The organism is Dactylosporangium sp. CA-052675, assembly GCF_050947935.1.
Classification (GTDB): Bacteria; Actinomycetota; Actinomycetes; order Mycobacteriales; family Micromonosporaceae; genus Dactylosporangium.
Genome location: NZ_CP192010.1, coordinates 73,033 through 89,524 on the forward strand (window position 1 = coordinate 73,033; position 16,492 = coordinate 89,524).

16 protein-coding genes, 1 tRNA gene and 1 riboswitch are annotated in these 16,492 nt (G+C 69.9%); of the genes, 11 read left to right on the top strand and 6 right to left on the bottom strand.

Going from position 1 to position 16,492, the window contains the following annotated elements; genetic code table 11:
• The first annotated feature begins 41 nt into the window (after positions 1-41).
• The 3 genes from ACQP1P_RS00345 to ACQP1P_RS00355 are packed head-to-tail and all read left to right on the top strand — an operon-like array spanning position 42 to position 4,441.
• A complete protein-coding gene (locus ACQP1P_RS00345; protein ID WP_433090467.1) occupies positions 42-1,370 on the top strand; it encodes a hemolysin family protein in 1,329 nt (442 codons plus the stop codon).
• On the top strand, positions 1,363-2,394 hold the full coding sequence (locus ACQP1P_RS00350) for a hemolysin family protein (RefSeq protein ID WP_433081987.1): 1,032 nt from the start codon (positions 1,363-1,365) through the stop codon (positions 2,392-2,394). Before ACQP1P_RS00345 ends, ACQP1P_RS00350 begins: the two co-directional genes overlap by 8 nt.
• A 43-nt stretch (positions 2,395-2,437) precedes the next feature.
• Positions 2,438-4,441 (top strand): beta-propeller fold lactonase family protein, encoded by a 2,004-nt coding sequence (locus tag ACQP1P_RS00355; RefSeq protein ID WP_433081989.1) that lies wholly within the window; start codon positions 2,438-2,440, stop codon positions 4,439-4,441.
• Positions 4,442-4,704: 263 nt separating this feature from the next.
• Here the strand turns inward: ACQP1P_RS00355 and ACQP1P_RS00360 are convergent, their stop codons facing one another.
• Complete coding sequence (locus ACQP1P_RS00360) at positions 4,705-5,730, bottom strand: pectinesterase family protein (RefSeq protein ID WP_433081991.1); 1,026 nt, start codon at positions 5,728-5,730, stop codon at positions 4,705-4,707.
• Between the two features lie 224 nt (positions 5,731-5,954).
• Between ACQP1P_RS00360 and ACQP1P_RS00365 the strand changes: the two genes are divergently transcribed.
• The gene (locus ACQP1P_RS00365) at positions 5,955-7,016 is read left to right on the top strand and encodes a hypothetical protein (protein ID WP_433081993.1); all 1,062 of its coding nucleotides are present in this window, start codon (positions 5,955-5,957) and stop codon (positions 7,014-7,016) included.
• A gap of 29 nt (positions 7,017-7,045) precedes the next feature.
• Here ACQP1P_RS00365 and ACQP1P_RS00370 read toward each other — a convergent pair whose 3' ends face one another.
• Positions 7,046-7,675: a class I SAM-dependent methyltransferase gene (locus tag ACQP1P_RS00370; RefSeq protein WP_433081995.1), complete on the bottom strand. Its 630-nt coding sequence runs from the start codon at positions 7,673-7,675 to the stop codon at positions 7,046-7,048.
• A 426-nt stretch (positions 7,676-8,101) separates the two neighbouring features.
• Between ACQP1P_RS00370 and ACQP1P_RS00375 the strand changes: the two genes are divergently transcribed.
• Positions 8,102-8,734, top strand: a complete 633-nt coding sequence (locus ACQP1P_RS00375; RefSeq protein ID WP_433081996.1) for a LamG-like jellyroll fold domain-containing protein — start codon at positions 8,102-8,104, stop codon at positions 8,732-8,734.
• A 108-nt stretch (positions 8,735-8,842) separates the two neighbouring features.
• Positions 8,843-8,975: riboswitch (cyclic di-AMP (ydaO/yuaA leader) on the top strand.
• An 11-nt stretch (positions 8,976-8,986) separates the two neighbouring features.
• Positions 8,987-9,985, top strand: coding sequence for an NlpC/P60 family protein (locus ACQP1P_RS00380; RefSeq protein WP_433081998.1), 999 nt, complete (start codon positions 8,987-8,989; stop codon positions 9,983-9,985).
• Between the two features lie 28 nt (positions 9,986-10,013).
• Here the strand turns inward: ACQP1P_RS00380 and dcd are convergent, their stop codons facing one another.
• Positions 10,014-10,592: a dCTP deaminase gene (gene dcd, locus ACQP1P_RS00385; protein ID WP_433082000.1), complete on the bottom strand. Its 579-nt coding sequence runs from the start codon at positions 10,590-10,592 to the stop codon at positions 10,014-10,016.
• Complete coding sequence (locus ACQP1P_RS00390) at positions 10,573-11,058, bottom strand: MarR family winged helix-turn-helix transcriptional regulator (RefSeq protein ID WP_433082001.1); 486 nt, start codon at positions 11,056-11,058, stop codon at positions 10,573-10,575. The genes dcd and ACQP1P_RS00390 overlap by 20 nt, the downstream gene beginning before the upstream one ends.
• Positions 11,059-11,124: 66 nt before the next feature.
• On the opposite strand from ACQP1P_RS00390, the gene ACQP1P_RS00395 reads away from it, so the two are divergent.
• The 4 genes from ACQP1P_RS00395 (at position 11,125) to ACQP1P_RS00410 (ending at position 12,555) form a co-directional block, all read left to right on the top strand.
• Positions 11,125-11,631, top strand: coding sequence for a pyridoxamine 5'-phosphate oxidase family protein (locus ACQP1P_RS00395; protein ID WP_433082003.1), 507 nt, complete (start codon positions 11,125-11,127; stop codon positions 11,629-11,631).
• Positions 11,632-11,640: 9 nt separating this feature from the next.
• A tRNA-Gly gene (locus tag ACQP1P_RS00400) sits at positions 11,641-11,714 on the top strand.
• Positions 11,715-11,905: 191 nt separating this feature from the next.
• Positions 11,906-12,259, top strand: coding sequence for a type II toxin-antitoxin system RelE/ParE family toxin (locus tag ACQP1P_RS00405; protein ID WP_433082005.1), 354 nt, complete (start codon positions 11,906-11,908; stop codon positions 12,257-12,259).
• Complete coding sequence (locus ACQP1P_RS00410) at positions 12,256-12,555, top strand: helix-turn-helix domain-containing protein (protein ID WP_433082007.1); 300 nt, start codon at positions 12,256-12,258, stop codon at positions 12,553-12,555. Before ACQP1P_RS00405 ends, ACQP1P_RS00410 begins: the two co-directional genes overlap by 4 nt.
• 230 nt (positions 12,556-12,785) lie before the next feature.
• Here the strand turns inward: ACQP1P_RS00410 and ACQP1P_RS00415 are convergent, their stop codons facing one another.
• Together ACQP1P_RS00415 and ACQP1P_RS00420 are read right to left on the bottom strand one after the other, a co-directional pair.
• Positions 12,786-13,283 carry a hypothetical protein gene (locus ACQP1P_RS00415; RefSeq protein WP_433082009.1) on the bottom strand — a complete coding sequence of 166 codons (498 nt, stop codon included), beginning with the start codon at positions 13,281-13,283 and terminating at the stop codon, positions 12,786-12,788.
• Positions 13,280-13,969, bottom strand: a complete 690-nt coding sequence (locus tag ACQP1P_RS00420; protein WP_433082011.1) for a DUF6915 family protein — start codon at positions 13,967-13,969, stop codon at positions 13,280-13,282. Before ACQP1P_RS00420 ends, ACQP1P_RS00415 begins: the two co-directional genes overlap by 4 nt.
• 125 nt (positions 13,970-14,094) lie before the next feature.
• Between ACQP1P_RS00420 and ACQP1P_RS00425 the strand changes: the two genes are divergently transcribed.
• Positions 14,095-16,407, top strand: coding sequence for a PKD domain-containing protein (locus tag ACQP1P_RS00425; RefSeq protein ID WP_433082013.1), 2,313 nt, complete (start codon positions 14,095-14,097; stop codon positions 16,405-16,407).
• The last annotated feature ends 85 nt before the right edge of the window (positions 16,408-16,492 follow it).

Consider the following 16,492-nt stretch of genomic DNA (forward strand, 5'->3'; position numbering starts at 1 on the left):
AACAATCGGGACACTCCTGAAGGGATCGTCGCGCGAACGTGTTGACCACACTGCTGCCTCTGCTGGCGTTCGCGCTGCTCACTGCCGCGAACGCCGGCTTCGTCGCCGCCGAGTTCTCGCTCGTCACCGTGGACCGCGCGGAGATCGAGCAGCGGGCCAACGCGGGCGACCGCAAGGCCCGCACCGTCCGCCTGGCCCTGCGCGAGCTGTCGTTCCAGCTCTCCGGCGCCCAGCTCGGGATCACTCTCGCGGGTCTGCTCACCGGCTACCTCGCCGAGCCCGCGATCTCCCGCCTGTTCGAGCCCGTGCTCCACCCGATCTTCGGCTCGGTGACCGACACCGCCGCGCACGTCTGCGGCCTGATCGTCGCCACCCTGCTCTCGATGCTCTTCGGCGAGCTCGTCCCCAAGAACGCCGCCCTGGCCAAGCCCATGCCGCTGGCGCGGGCGACGGCCGGGCCGCAGCGCGGCTTCTCCAAGTTCTTCTCGTGGCTGATCACCCTGCTCAACGGCACCGCCAACTGGGTCGTGCGCCGCTTCGGCGTCGAGCCCCAGGAGGAGCTGGCCAGCGCCCGCTCACCGGAGGAGCTCGGACTGCTCGCCGCGATCTCCGCCCAGGCCGGCGCGCTGCCGAAGGAGACCGCGGTGCTGCTGCAGCGCACGATCCGCTTCGGCGACAAGCGCGCCGCGGAGGCGATGACCCCGCGGGTCGACGTGGTCTCGCTGCGCGCCGACGCGACCGTGGCCGACCTGCTGGCCACGTCGGTGCAGACCGGCTACAGCCGCTTCCCGATCTACGAGCAGACCCTCGACCAGGTCACCGGGGTCGTCACGGTCACCGACGCGCTCAGCGTGCCGCCCGTGCGCCGCCCGACCACCCGGGTCAGCTCGGTCGCCCGGGAGCCGCTGTTCGTGCCGGAGAGCCTCGATCTCGACGGCGTCCTCGCGGCGCTGCGCAAGGGCAACTCCGACGTGGCGATCGTGGTGGACGAATACGGCGGGACCGACGGCGTCGTGACCGTCGAGGACCTCGTCGAGGAGCTGGTCGGGGAGATCGCCGACGAGCACGACGTCGAGGAAGAGCCGGCCACCATGCACGGCATGCCCGACCTGACCGCCCCGGGCGCGGAACGCACCGTCCTCGTCGACGGGGTGCTCCGCGAGGACGAGCTGGCCGAGCTCACCGGGTTCCACGTGCCGCCGGGGCCGTACGAGACGCTCGCGGGCTTCCTGATGGCGCGGCTCGGGCACATCCCGGCCGTCGGGGAGACCTGGAACGAGGACGGTTGGGAGTTCACCGTGGTCGAGGTCGACCGCCGCCGCATCGAGCAGGTGCGCGTGGTGCGCCCGGAGGTGCCCGAGGATGATTGAGCTGGTCGTCACCGTCCTGCTGCTGCTCGGCAACGGCTTCTTCGTCGCCGGCGAGTTCTCGCTCATCGCCTCCCGCCGCACGGTGATCGAGCCGATGGCCGCCACGTCTCGCCGCGCCCGCACGGCCCTGCGCGCCATGAACGAGATCCCGCTGATGATCGCCGGCGCCCAGCTCGGCGTCACGATCTGCACCCTGGGTCTCGGCGCCCTGGCCGAACCCGCGCTGGCCCACGGCCTGCAGGGCCCGTTCGAGGCCGTCCACCTGCCCGAGAAGCTGGTGCACCCGGTCGCCTTCGCGCTCGCCCTCGCGGTCGTGGTGTTCGCGCACACCGTGGTCGGCGAGATGGTGCCGAAGAACCTGACGCTGGCCTCCCCCGAGCGCGCGGTGCTGTGGCTCGGGCCGCCCATGTACGCCTTCTGCATGGCCACCAAGCCCGTCCTCGTCGCCATGAAGTGGGCGTCGCGCACTATCCTGTCGCTGTGGCGCATCGAGGCCACGGGCTCGGTGAAGACGGTGTTCACGGCCGAGGAGCTGGCCGGCCTGGCCGCCCAGGCGACGACGGAGGGCCTGCTGGCTCCCGAGGAGCACGCCCGCATCACCGGCGCCCTGGCCCTGTCCCGGCGCACGGCCCGCGACGCCCTGCGCCCCTGGTCCGAAATCACCACGATCGCCGAGGACGTCTCCCCGGCCTCGCTGGAGGTCCTCGCCACCCGCACCAACCGCTCGCGCTTCCCCGTGGTCGAGCGGGCCAGCCGCCGCGTGCTGGGCTTCGTCCACGTGAAGGACGTGCTGGGCTTCGTCGGCCCGCAGCGCCGCGCGCCGATCCCCGCCGACCTGATCCGCCCGCTGGGGATCGTCCCGCCGACCCGCACGCTGGCCGAGCTCCTGCTGGCCATGCGGCGCGAGCGCCAGCACATCGTCCTGGTCAGCGACGGACGGATCCCGCTCGGCGTGGTGACGCTCGACGACGTGCTGACCGCCGTGGTCGGCGAGCCGGTCGCGAACGAGCCCCAGCCCGCCTGAAACGGGGCAGCGCCGAACAGCACGCCCATCCATAATGCTGTCCGTGCACAAACCCCTCTTAGCCGGGATCACGGCGCTTGCGGTCGGTGCGACCACCCTCATCGCCATCGCGAGCCCGGCCGCCGCGGCGGCGGCGACCCGGCAGGTCATCTACGCAGCAGACCCGGACAACGGCTACCTCGTCGTCCTCGACGCGAACACCTACGAGTTCCTCACCTACCTCGACCGCGTCGGCCCGAAGCCGACCGGCGTGACCGTCAGCCCCGACGGCGCGCGGGCCTACATCGCCGGCTCGAGTGGCAACACCGTCGCCGTGGTGGACACCGCGACCAGCACGACCACCGCCAACGTCGAGGTCGGCCCGGGGCCGATGAGCGTCGCGGTCTCACCGGACGGCGCCCGCGTCTACGTCACCAGCGCCACGAAGCTGTCGGTGATCGACGCGCGCACCAACGCGGTCGTCGCGACCGTCCAGGTCGGCTCCCAGCCGGCCGACGTGGCCGTCTCCCCGGACGGCCGCCGGGCCTACGTCGCCGACGGATCCGGCGCCTCGGTGAAGGTCGTCGACACCGCGTCGAACACGGTCACCGCGACCGTCTCCGTTCCCGGGCAGCCGCGGCACCTCGCGGTGACGCCCGACGGCCGCCGGGTCTACGTGGCCGACTCGGCCGGCACCGGCTCGGTGTCGGCGATCGACACCGGGACGAACACGGTGACCGCGACCATCCCGACGAACGACGGCGCCCGCGACATCGCCATCACGCCGGACGGCAGCCGGGCGTATGTGCCCGGCGACCGGACCGTGCGGGTGATCTCGACTGCGACGAACACGGTCACCGCGACGGTCACCGGGTTCGTCGCCCCGCAATCGGTCGCCATCACGCCCGACGGGACCCGCGCCATCGTCACCGGCGACGACCACCACCTGGTCGTGATCGACACGGCCACCAACACCACCAAGGCGACCGGGGACGACCCCGGCTTCAACCCGGTCGGCCTCGCGATCGCGACCGTCCACCCGGCCCCGCCCACCGCGAGCCTCGTGCTCACGACGCAGCCGGAGTCGAACCGCGTCTTCTGGGATGCCTCGGGTTCGAAGCACGGCTTCGGCATCTCCATCGGCCAGAGCATCGACTGGGGCGACGGCAACACCGGCATCAACGCGCCGAACTTCCACGAGTACGCGCACGGCGGGACCTACACCGTGACCCTGACGGTATCCGACGAGCTGGGGATGAAGGCGACCACGAGCCAGCAGATCACGCTACAGCCCGTGACCCGCTGGTTCGCGATGCTGTCGGCCAGCAACCTGCGGTACGTCTCGGCCGAGGGCGCCGGCGCGCAGCCGCTGGTCGGCGACCGGACGACGGCCGGGCCGTGGGAGGCGCTCGCGCAGATCGACGTGGGCGGCGGCGCGGTGGTGTTCCGGGCCACGGTCAACGGCAAGTACCTCACCGTCGACGCGGCCGGCAAGCTGACCGCGAACGCCGCGGCGATCGCCGACGCGTCCCGGTTCAAGGTCGTCACGGGCGGGAACGGGCTGTTCAGCCTGCTGTCGGTGGCCAACAACCGGTACGTCAGCGGCAACAACGGCTCCGGCCCGCTCACCGCCGACCGTGCCGCCATCGGCCCGTGGGAGCAGTTCTACGCGACGCGGTCGACGGATCGGCAGTTCGTCTCGCTGACCAACTACAAGTACGTGACGGCGGAGAGCGGCGGGAAGTCCTCGCTGATCGCCAACCGCGACGCGCCCGGCCTGTGGGAGAGCTTCGACGAGATCGAGGCCGGGGACGGGTACATCGCCCTGTTCTCCCACGCCAACCAGCGCTTCGTGGTCGCGGAGGACGGCGGCAACGCCCCGCTGATCGCCAACCGCACCGCGGTCGGGCCGTGGGAGAAGTTCTCCGTCGAGTACGGCTGGAACAGCAGCATCACGCTGCGCGCCTCCGCGAACAACCGCTATGTGACGGCGGAGAACGGCGGCCGCTCCGCGCTGATCGCCAACCGCACCCAGGCCGCGAGCTGGGAACAGTTCACCGGCCTGTGAACGGAACGGGGCGCCCGCACCGCGGGCGCCCCTGCTCACATCGGTCGCGTCCGCCAGGCGACCTTCTGGACCTTGCCGGACCGCACGCCGATCTCGATCGTTCCGGTCGTCGGCTCGATGCCTCCCGGCCGCCGGAGCCGGAACGGGCCAGACGCCGTCGACGACGCGCTGGTCCATGTGGATCGTGCCGATGGCTCCGTGCAGGTAGCCGGTGGGGCCCGTCCTGGTCATGGTCCGCTGCATCGTCAAAGCCCCTGACGTCGCTAGTGGATGGGATTCCAGCCGTCGGAGCCGGCGAGGTACGCCGTCGGGGTGTACTGGGCCGCGGTCGAGGCGCTCATCTGCGGCCGGTTGCTGTTGACCACGGCGCCGGCGCCGACGCTGCTGTACTCCGTGAAGCGCGCGCCGCGCCACGAGAAGCCGGACATGTCCGTCCACGGGTCGTCGCGGATGTGCGCGTCCATGGTCACGCCGCGGTACAGCACCTGCGCGATCGCGTTCACGTCGCCGCCCGGGTGCCAGGGCCGGCCCAGGTAGACCGTCTTGGCCGGCGCGTTGCTGGTCAGGTGGGTGCCCCAGAACAGGAAGCCGTACCTGTTGTTGACGTTCGTCGCGGCGGCGGTGATGTAGCCGTTGTTCGACGACGAGCCGCGGGTCAGCGAGCGGACCTCGCCGTTCTGGAAGACCATCGTGCCGGCGCCGAAGATGAAGTCGACGTCGCCCTCGACGTAGGAGTTGCGCACGTACAGCCGGCGCACCGCCGTTCCCGACGTGTTGACGAGCAGCGTGTCCTGGTTGCCGAGGATCCGCACGTTGCTGAACTGCACGCGGTCGCCGGAGGTGTTGACCGCCACGGCCTGCTCGGCGCTGAGGTTGTGCGCGGCCTCGTCGAAGTCGTTGGCCATGGTCAGGTTGGACACGGTGGTGTTGGCGGCCGCGATGGTGACGGTGGCGCTGCCGGCCGTGCCGTAGGTGCTGCCGTCCGGCTTGGTGAGCCCGGCCGCGTGCCCCTCGACGATGACCACGGCGGTGGCGGCCGACCCGGTGCCGACCAGGCTGATGTTCGGCTTGTTGGACGGGATGACGACCGTGCCGCGGTACGTGCCGGGCTTGATGTTCACCGTGTAGGTGCCGGCGCTGTTGGCGGGGGCGGCGTCGATCGCGGCCTGGACCGTGCGGTAGTTGCCGGAGCCGTCGGCCGCCACGGTGACGGTCGTGGCCGCGAACGCCGGCGTCCCGCTCGCCGCCACGACACCGGCGGCGATGAGCATGATGCTCCCTGTACGCATGTGTCCTCCCAGGGCATTGAATCTAGAGCTATCAATGCTTGGCTCCGGGCCCGGCGGGGGCAAGCGCTTTCCTGGGTTCGCCGAGTCGCGCGCCGCCCGGCGATGAAACTTTCCGTCCCGGAGGAGTGCCAACCGCACGGCGATGGGCGGCTGGGAGCGGTTCTGGCTGATGTTCTGACGCCGCGGTACTCAGGTTCGGGGCGCCGGTGCCGATGGACGGGGCCGTGACCGTTCCGGACCTGCCGCCCGACTACGCCGGCTGGGCACACGTGCCCGCCCAGCCGGCAGTGCCGCCTCCACCGGCGCCCGCGTCCGCGCCGACCGGGTCCGAGGCGTCACGAACGCTGACCCGGATGGCCATCGGCGCGGCGGGCGTCCTGGTTCTGGCGCTCGGTACCGCCGTCGCGGTCCGGCCCACCGGCGGGTCCCCGGCCGAGGCGGCGTGGCGGCCCGGCGGGATCACGCTCGCCGAGTGCCAGGCCCGCATCGCCGCGCCGGCCAACTTCCTCAGCGGTCAGGAGACCTGCGACTACCCGCAGGAGGAGCGCGCTCGCGCGGCCGAGGCACCCGCGGCGGACCCGAAGGACCCCGTGTACGCCGGCGTGGTGCTCGCCGTCGGGCTGCAGTCCGACAACCGCGGCTGTACGACCGGCGCGAACCGGCCCGTCGTGACGACCGTGTATCCGGTGCTGTCCGCGACCGTTCCGGCCGCGCCCGGCGTGCCGCACGTCGAGACCGCGTTCCAGCTCCAGGGCCTCGACGGCCCCGTCCCGCAGGAGGGCGAGCAGTTCGGCGGCGACGGCAACTGGCCGGAGCACACCACGGCGCTGCCGCTCGAGCGGATCGGGTCGCTCGAGCACGGGGTGTCGTACCGCTGGCGGGTTCGCGCCACGCCCCCGAAGGTCGCGGCCGCGGGCTGGTCGCGGTGGTGCGAGTTCACCGTCGCGCGGGCGGATCTGCGGCTCGACGAGTACCACACCTACCAGGTCACCCTGCCCGCCGAGACGTGGCGCGGGATCCTGGATGCGCTCGGACCGGCGCTGCCGCACGTCAACGGGTACTCGCCGCCGCACGGGCCGATCGAGTCGGCGGTGCGCGACACGAGCGGGTCGCGGTCGGGGGACCAGGTGACGGTCGCGATGAACGGCCGGCGCTGGAGCGGGGTCCTGGACGACCTGGCGCAGGTGGCAACCCGGCGGAGCACGGCGGCGTGGCCGCTCGCCGACGCGCTCTCGGCCGGCCTGGGCGGCCCGGAGCGCGTCACCATGGGCTTCCCGCGCCGGTAGGAGCCACCAAGCGCCGGCGCTGCCGCGGGTCAGGGTCGGCGGGCGAAGATGGCCGCGCCCGGGGACCTGGTGTGCTGGTCCAGCAGCACGGTTGTCTCCACTGCGAAGCCGGCCTCCGTCAGCCACTCGGTCATCCGGGCCGGTTGGCGGCGGTGGACGTGCACTCGCATCGGGTGGCCGCCGTAGCCCTCGGTCTTCAGGCGGGTGCCGTCGCCCGTGTGGAAGCCGAGCAGCAGGACGCCGCCCGGGTTCAGGGCCCGGTGGAAGCCGGCCAGGGTCGGCGGGATCGACTCGTCGGGGATGTGGATCAGCGACCAGAAGGACAGGACGCCTCCGACCGGGGGGAGGGTCAGCTCCGTCATGTCGCCCACCTCGAAGGTGAGCCGGGGGTAGGCCGCCCGGGCCAGGTCGATCATGGCGGGGGACAGGTCGATGCCGAAGGCGTCCGCGCCCAGCTCCGCCAGGTGGGCGGTCACGTGGCCGGGGCCGCAGCCGACGTCGGCCACCCGGGCGCCCGGCGGGAGCAGGTCCGCGAAGAGTCGCAGGGTGGCGGCGAGGTACGGGTCGCTGGTCAAGGCGCCGGTCACGAACTCGGCGTAGCTCTTGGCGACGGTGTTGTAGGAGGTTCGGGTCTCCTCGCGCCATTCGTCGTCGGGCATGGCCGGACACGTTACGCGGAGTGTGGGTCTTTCGGGCCCACGGACGTGGCAGAGAGGCCCGCCAGGGCCGAACGGTGTCTGGCGGGAGCAACGGTCGTGCCCCCGGCGGACCGGAGCAATGAATCTTGTAACGCATCGGAGGGAACGGCGCTCGAAACGGCCGCGCCGGGGTGGCGATTCGGGGCACCATGTCCGGTTATGCGCCGCCGCCGACGGTTGTTGTTGTGTGCCCTGCTTGCGTGTCTTGTCGGGCTTGCCGGCCTCGTGGGGCGGTGGGCGTCGGCGCCGGCCGGGCGGAGTGCCGCCGAGCCGCTGGGTGAGCTGCGGCCGGGGCAGTCCGCGACGGCGCCGGGCACGGGCAGCGCGCCGGGTGTCGCGGCCCCGTCCAGCGGGCCGGCCAGTGCGCCGGCGCACGGGGACGTCACGGTGCGGTACACCTTCGACGACGGCCTGGCCGAGCCGGTCGCGGACGTCTCCGGGCGGCTGGCGCTGCGTTCGCGGCGGGCCGAGGGCGGGCAGCTCGCCACCGTGGCCCACGACGGCGGACTCGCGGTGCGCTTTCCGCCCCGGTGTGAGCATTACGGTGCGGAGAGTTGTGCTCGCGTGATCCTGCAGAGTGGTCCGGCCGGGTTTCTCAATCCCGGTCGTGGACCCATTACGTACGGGGCCAGCGTGCTGGTTCAGCCGGAAGAGACTTCCAAGGGCGCCAATGTCGTCCAAAAAGGGTTCTCGGTCGGTGACAGTCAGTTCAAGTTGCAGGTCGACGGCGAGGCCGGGCGGCCCAGTTGTGTGATTGTCGGCACGCGTTCGTCGAGCATTTTCGTGGCGCTCGCGGCACGGTCCGTGGCCGATGGGCGGTGGCACCGGCTCGCGTGTTCGCGCAGTAACTCCCTGCTCACGGTGTCTGTCGACGGGGTCGAGGCGGGGCGGGCCACCATTCCGTCGTCACTGTCGATAGTGAACGACGATCCGCTCTGTATTGGCGGCAAGGGGACTAGCGCGAACAACGATCAGTTTGTAGGGGCAATCGATGATGTGTTCGTCACTCGAATTGCCTGACCTTCGGGACAAATCGGACAACAATCGGGTGCCGACTTGTCCATGGGAACCTGGCGCGCTTAACGTGAATTCGCGTCGGCTGGATGTCCGCGCCCACCACGGGCGCGCCAGGCGACACCGCCGAGTCGATTTCGAGCCGGGGACCCACGTGTTCCACCGGGGTGAATCCGCGAGATTGCGGTAGGGCGACCTTCCCGCCCGAACCCGTCAGCTAACCCGGTAGGCGGCCATGGAAGAAGGAGTATCTCCTCGGTGGAGACCCATCTGAGGTGGACGCGGCGGCCCAACCGACTGGTCCGGCTCCTCGTCGCCACCCTCGGCGGTCTGTCCCTCGCCGTCGGCGTCACCGGCCTCGCGCACGCGGACCCCACGCCCGGCGAGATCGAGAAGCAGATCGACGAGAAGTGGAACACGATCGAGCCCGTCATCGAGCAGCACAACCAGCTCAAGCTCGAGCTCGCCGCCAACAAGACCAAGCAGAAGCAGCTCGAGGACACGATCGCGCCGCTGAAGGCACAGGTCGACGCCGCCTTCGACAAGGTGAGCGCGTTCGCCGTGCTGCAGTACAAGAACGGTCGCGTCTCGAAGCTCGACGCGATGCTCACCACGGGGTCGCCGGACACGTTCATCGATCAGATGACGATGCTCAACATGGTGGCCAAGGACGAGCAGGACCGGATCAAGGACGTTCTCGTCGCCAAGCAGCAGTACGACGCCCAGAAGGGTCCCCTCGACGAGCTGATCGCGAAGCAGGCCGAGCAGGAGGCCGCGCTCAATCAGCAGGAGACCCAGATCAACGCCGACATCAAGAACCTGCAGGACATGCGCCTGCAGGCCTACGGCAGCGGCAACGGCACCGGGTCGCTCAAGCCGGTCGCGTGCCCGCAGCAGTACGACGGAAGCCCCGGCAGCCGGGCCGCCCAGTTCGGATGCCAGCAGATCGGCAAGAAGTACGTGTGGGCGACCGAAGGGCCGAACACGTTCGACTGCTCGGGCCTGACGATGTGGTCCTGGAAGCAGGTCGGCGTCACGTACCTGCGGCACTACACGATGTGGCAGTACCAGGACACCAAGCGCGTCTCGCGGGCCGATCTCAAGGCCGGTGACCTCGTCTTCTTCTACCCCGACAAGCACCACGTCGGGTTGTACGTCGGCAACGGCTGGATGGTCCACGCACCCAACCCCAGCCAACCGGTGCAGATGAAGAAGATCGACTCCGAGCCGATATCCGGATACGGCCGGGTGGCTTGAGCAGGGTGGGCCTTCGGGCCCACCCTTTTTACTGCGTCGGCCAGGTGCGCCAGTTCTGCCAGGAGCGGCTCGGCGTGGGGCCGCGCTGTCCCTGGTACCGCGAGCCGTACACCGCCGAGCCGTACGGGTGCTCGGACGGCGAGGACAGCCGGAAGATGCACAGCTGCCCGATCTTCATCCCCGGCCAGAGGCGGATCGGCAGGTTCGCGACGTTGGACAGCTCCAGCGTGACGTGGCCGCTGAAGCCGGGGTCGATGAAGCCGGCGGTCGAGTGCGTCAGCAGGCCGAGCCGGCCGAGGCTGGACTTGCCCTCCAGGCGCCCGGCGAGCTGGTCGCCCAGCGTGATCACCTCGAGCGTCGACGCGAGCACGAACTCGCCCGGGTGCAGCACGAACGGCTCGCCGTCGTGCACCTCGACCATGGAGGTGAGCTCGTCCTGCTGGATCGCGGGATCGATGTGGGTGTACAGGTGGTTGTTGAACACCCGGAACCACCGGTCGAGCCGCACGTCGATGCTGGACGGCTGCACCAGCGCTTGATCGAAGGGGTCGAGGCGCAGTTGGCCGGCTTCGAGCTCTTTGCCTAGGTCACGGTCGGAGAGCAGCACCTTCTGAGGTTACCGAGTTGGCTTCGTCGGCCGCCCTGCCGGTGGCGGCCAATGCCCGCTTTGTGACATCGATTGCCGTTTTCAGGGCTTCTGGCGGGAAATACGAAAAAGCTTCCCGCATGTGTACTCCCAGAGGCGCGAAAAACTCCGCCGCCAGCGCCTGGGCCTTCGGCTGGATGTGCAGCTGGAGCCGCCGGCGGTCCTCGGGATCGGGCCGCCGCTCGACGTGGCCGGCGCGCTCGAGCCGCACGAGCAGCGCCGTGGTCGCCGCGGGGCTGAGCGAGAGCCGGCGCGCGAGCTCCCCGGGCGTCAGCGGCGTCTGCTCCTCGGCCGCGCGCCAGATGTGCGCGATCGCGTTCATGTCGGTGCGATGCAGCCCGTGTGAGCGCGCGAACACGTCGACGAACCGGTCCGCCTCGACATTGAACCGGCGGAGGAGATCGATGAGCTCGTCGGCAGGCGTCACCGTTTCAGTTTGCCCCGTTCGGGGAATTCGGCAACGATCGTACACGTGTTCGAGTACTTTTGAGGCATGGCAACGTGGGCTGAGTTCGCCGCCGCCGACCCCCAGCTGGCGTCGGCCATTCGCACGCTCGTGTGTCAGTACGGCCCGGGCCTGGGCTACCTGGCAACCGTCCGCCCCGACGGCGGCCCCCGCATCCACCCCGTCTCCCCGGTGATCACGGAGGAGGGCCTGTTCTGCTTCGTCCTGCGCTCCCCGAAGCGCCACGACCTCGACCGCGACGGCCGCTACTCCCTGCACAGCTTCCCGTCGGAGGACACCGCCGACGAGGCGTACGTGTCCGGCCACGCGAGCGTCGTGTCGGATTCCGGCCTGGTGGAACGCCTCGCCCTGCTCATGCACGCGGCGCCGGGCATCGACTGGAAGCTGTACGAACTGACCGTCGACCTGGCGATGTACGTGCAGTACGACACTCCGACGACGTCGACGCGCACCGTGTGGAAGGACCGGCCGGGGCATGTTCCGCGGGCGCGGCATAATGGTCCGTGCGCTAACGCCGTGGATTCGGTACAGTAGGCGTCGCTCGCGGGTGTAGTTCAATGGCAGAACATCAGCTTCCCAAGCTGACAGTGAGGGTTCGATTCCCTTCACCCGCTCCACGACGAAGGCCCTGGCCAGGACACATGTCCCGCCAGGGCCCTTTGCTTGTCGGGACACTCGGATTCGCTGCCGTGCCATTGGACCACTGTCAGCTTGTATCCGTCGTTTCGGCCTGTCGAGGTCCGGCGGACCTTCCGTCCAACCGCTCGCCGGGCGACCGCACCGCCGGAGGCGTTATAGCATCGGTGCTATGGCCTGGGGTACCGTGGAGCTGGAGCCAGAGGTTCGACAGTGGCTGGAAGAGCTGGCAACGGCCCAGTTCGCGCGGGTGGCCTTCTACATTGACCTCTTGGCCGAAGAAGGACCGCTACTGGGCGAGCCGTACACGAAGCAGCTCGACGGGAAGCTTCGCGAGCTTCGGTTTCACCTGGAGCGTGACGCAGTACGGATCACCTACTGGATCGGCTCAGGAGAACTGATCATCCTCCTGACGGTGTTTCGGAAGACCCGTGACCGGGAGACCCGTGAGGTCGAGCGGGCTCGGCGAGCGATGGCACGGTGCATTGCCGAGATGCACACCGCCGAAGAAGGGATCGAGTCATGAGCGGTCGCAGCGACTGGAACGACCTCCGCAGCCGGCGCATGGCCGAACCGGGAGCGGCCGAGGCCTACGAGTCGACCAAACTCGCGTTCGAACTCGGGCGGGCGGTCCGGGAGCTTCGCGAGCGGCGCGGCTGGAGCCAGACCGAACTGGCCGACGCGGCCTCCATGACACAGTCCGCCGTCGCTCGCTTCGAGGCCGGCGGCACCGTGCCCACTCTGCCCGTCCTCGAACGCCTGGCGCGAGCGCTCGACGTCGAACTGTCGGTCGGATTCCACGCCAGGCCCGACGCGGCATGACCCAGGGCATGCCACAAGCGTGCCATTACGCCAGGTGCCATAAGGTCGCTCCAGGCCGTCCGTCGCAGCCGCGACCTGGAGGTTCACGGCCCCGAAGAGGTCAACCTGTACGGTTCCCAAGCTGACAGTGAGGGTTCGATTCCCTTCACCCGCTCCAAAAGCTCAGGCTCTGGCCAACGCCAAGCCGCGGCAACGTGGCCGGCGCTCGTAGTTGGGGAGCGCGTCGCGAGCTATTCGTGTGAGTACCGATCCACCGTGATCCCGCTCCGGCGGACAGTGATGTGGGCGTGGTCGCCGAATGCCTCAAGCAGCACATCATCAAAGGCGCCGCTGTCGAACGCGTCGCTCAGGAGGCGGGCGCGGTTGTAGCGCTCTTCATCCGGCCCGACGTAGGGGTTTCCCTTGTACTGGCCATTCGCCCATTCGTCGGGGCGCCCGCCGAGGGTCGGGTGTTCGCCGCCACCAAGAGTGAGCTCGTAGGTGAGCTGCGGATCGAGCACCGGATCGTCCGGAGTGCGGAACCACGGCAGGTTGACCCGGAACACACATGGTTCGCCATCGTTGAAATACGGGGTGTACTGGGTCCAGCCGAACTCGACAATTGTGCTGTCGTCGAGCAGAGCGCGAATCATTGGTTCGAGGTCCGAAAGCGGTCTTTGCCGGACCCGGGAGTCGGGTCGGGTGATTTCGCCGTCGACCGGGATGCCGAGGAAATTCTTTTGGCTCATTCGGTGGGTCCTTCTTCTCGGTCTTCGTGGTTCAGAAGATGCGACAAGGGCAGCTCGGTGCGCTGGGCGCCGGACATCCACGGCTTGATCGGCAGGCCGGCGATGTAGTCAGCTGGCGATGGAAGCCAGCCGAGGTCCTCGAGCACGTGCCGCTCCGCAACCAGCCGTACGGGGACTTGGATCACTCCGCCTGCGCTGCGCGTGATGTCGATGGTGCGGCCGAAGATGCGTTGACACAGCCAGACGCCTTCGGTGTGGTGGTACAGGGACCGGTGCCGGACGTCGCCGATGAGCTTCTTCGAGGAGTCGATGAACTCCTCGATCTCGATGTAGTCCTCAGGCGCACCGCCCCATTTGTGGGCCGCCGAGACCGCATGGTGCCAACTGTTCACGCAGTACCTCATGTCCCGCGCCGCCGGTGTGGTATCGCGCTGCGGATCGCAACGTAGATCATGATCCGGCGGTGACGCAACGGCGGTATGAGCGGGGATTCTCCGGTCTGGGGTACGGAGGTAGGTCCTGGCCGGACGTGTCGTGAACATGCCATTACGCCCGGCTCCGGCACGCTTCGCGGTGATCGTCGGCGTCCTCCCAGCCGGCTCGACGCTCGACCCGTTCACCGGCGGGATCACCGGCACGCCGACGGCGGCCGGCCGCAAACCGTGGGCAGCGCTCGTGCGGATCACGCCACGATCGCCGTCACCGCACGATACGGGGTTGTCCGATGTGGACCGCCCGCGCATAATCGGCGCGCGCCGCTGAATGATCAGCGGGCGTGAATCCCGCCGAGTGCCCCCGAAAGAGGAGCAGCGTGGGTAAATCCCTCCTTTCCGGCCTCACGATCGTCGTGGTGGCCGCCGGTGTGGGGCTGGTCGCGGGGGCCGGCTCCGCATTCGCCGCGACGACCCCGTTGTACGTCGACAACACCTTCGGATCCGGCTGCTCCGACACCGGCGGCGGCAGCCAGAGCAAGCCCTTCTGCACGATCACGGCCGCGGTCGGGGCGTTGGCGCCCGGGCAGACGGCCCAGATCACCGGGGTGTTCAACGAGCGCGTGACCGTCAACAAGTCCGACGTCACGCTGCAGGCCTCCGCGGCGGGAGCGGCGCGGGTGGCCGGGCCGAGCGCCGGGTTCGCCGTCGACGGGCAGCACGACGTCGCCATCCTCGGCATCGACGTGCTGAACGTGGCGAGTGCGCCCGCGTTCGCGGTGAGCAACGGTGTGCGGATCTCGGTCGTCGACGCGAGTGTGACCATGGCGAACGAGGCGACCGGGCCGGCGATCCGGCTCTCCGCCGTGACGGATTCGGCGCTCACCGGCGTGAAGGTCGACGGCGGCGCGGTGTCGGCCGGCCTGGCGTTGGACGCGGCGACGTCCCGGACGGTGCTCAAGGGGCTGACCGTCAGCGTCGGCCGGCCGGCCGGCAGCGTGGCCGTCGACATCGCCGGCTCGAACAACACGATCGTCAACAGCCGCACCTACGGCGGAGCGGTCGCGGTCATCGCGCTGCGGCCCGGGGCGGCGGGCAACACGGTCGTCAACAACACGGTGATGAGCGGCCACGGCGTCGGCATTCTCAACAACGGCGCCACCGGTACCGCGATCACGAACAACTCGCTGGACTTCAACTGCCTCGGGGGCATCCGCGTGGCCGGCGCATCCGCCGGCGTGTCCGTGCAGAACAACGTCGCGACCGGCGACGTGTCCTCGACGACCGGCTGCGACCCGGCCATCCCGAGCGGGCCCGAGATCGGCCTGTACGACGGCGCGGCCGGCACCACGGTGGTCGACTACAACGCCGTCTCCCGGTCGGCGGCGCCGAACTCGCTGTACTGGTGGAACGGTCCCCTGGGGCTGGCCGGCTTCCGGGCCGCCTCCGGTCAGGCCGCGCACGACACCGACGTCGCCGACCAGGCGCACCTGGAGGACTCGGCGAACTCGGCCGCGCCCGGGTACCAGAGCACCGACTCCTTCGGCCAGCCGCGCGAGGACAACCCGGCGCAGCCCGACACGGGCGCCGGGCCGGTCACCTACGCCGACCGCGGCAACTCCGAGTTCATCCGGGGCCCGTACCCGATCGTGACCGTCGTGGCGGACCAGGCCGGCAACTCGGTCACGGTGGACGCGTCGCGCACGGTCCCCGGCTACGTGCCCATCGCCAAGTACCGCTTCGACTTCGGCGACTCCACCAGCCAGGTGACGCAGACGTCGCCGGTCGCCACCCACCACTACTCGACGCCGGGGACGTACTCCATCTCGGTCACGGCCGTCGACGTCAACGGGTTCAGCGCAACCCAGCAGCAGTCCAAGTCGCTGTGGCCGGCGGCCCGGACGTTCGCCCTGCTGGCGCACGACAACAACCGCTACGTCAGCGCCACCGAGGGTGGCAACACGCAGATGCGCGCGTACCAGTCCACGATCGGCGAGGCGGAACTGTTCGAGCTCGTGAAGGTCGGCGGCGACGTGGTCGCGTTGCGGTCCCGCGTCAACGGGCAGTACTTCACGGTGCTCGTCGGCCCGGACGTTCCCGCCGGCTCGAACGTCGTGGGGGCCTGGAGCGCGTCCACGAGCGGCGACGACACGCTGTTCACGATCACGAACAACGCCGACGGCACGATCAGCCTGCGCTCGTTGGTGAACGGAAAGTACCTGAGCAGCAACCACGGCGTCGGCATGATGACCGCCGACCGGGCCACGATCGGCCCGTGGGAGGAGTTCAGCCCGGTCGACGCGGCCAACGCCACCGTCACGCTGCGGGCCGGGGTCAACAACCGGTACGTGACGGCGGAGAACGGTGGCAACTCGCCCCTGATCGCCAACCGCACCGCGATCGGCTTCTGGGAACAGTTCGACCTGGTCGACGCGGGCGGCGGCTGGGTGGCGCTGTACTCGCGAGCCAACGGCCTCTTCGTCACCGCGGAGGCGGGCGGCAACCAGCCACTGATCGCCAACCGCGCGGCCGTCGGCCCGTGGGAGAAGTTCAAGGTGATCGCCAACGCCGACGGCAGCATCAGCCTGCTGGCCGGGGTCAACAACCGGTACGTCACCGCGGAGAACGGCGGCAACTCGTCACTGATCGCGAACCGCACGGCGATCGGCCCGTGGGAGAAGTTCGACCGCTGATCCGGTCACAACGCCGGCGGCAACGGCAGGACCCGCGTCACGGCGGGCCCTGCCGTTGTCCATTCGGGCGCCGCGGGGGTCGCGA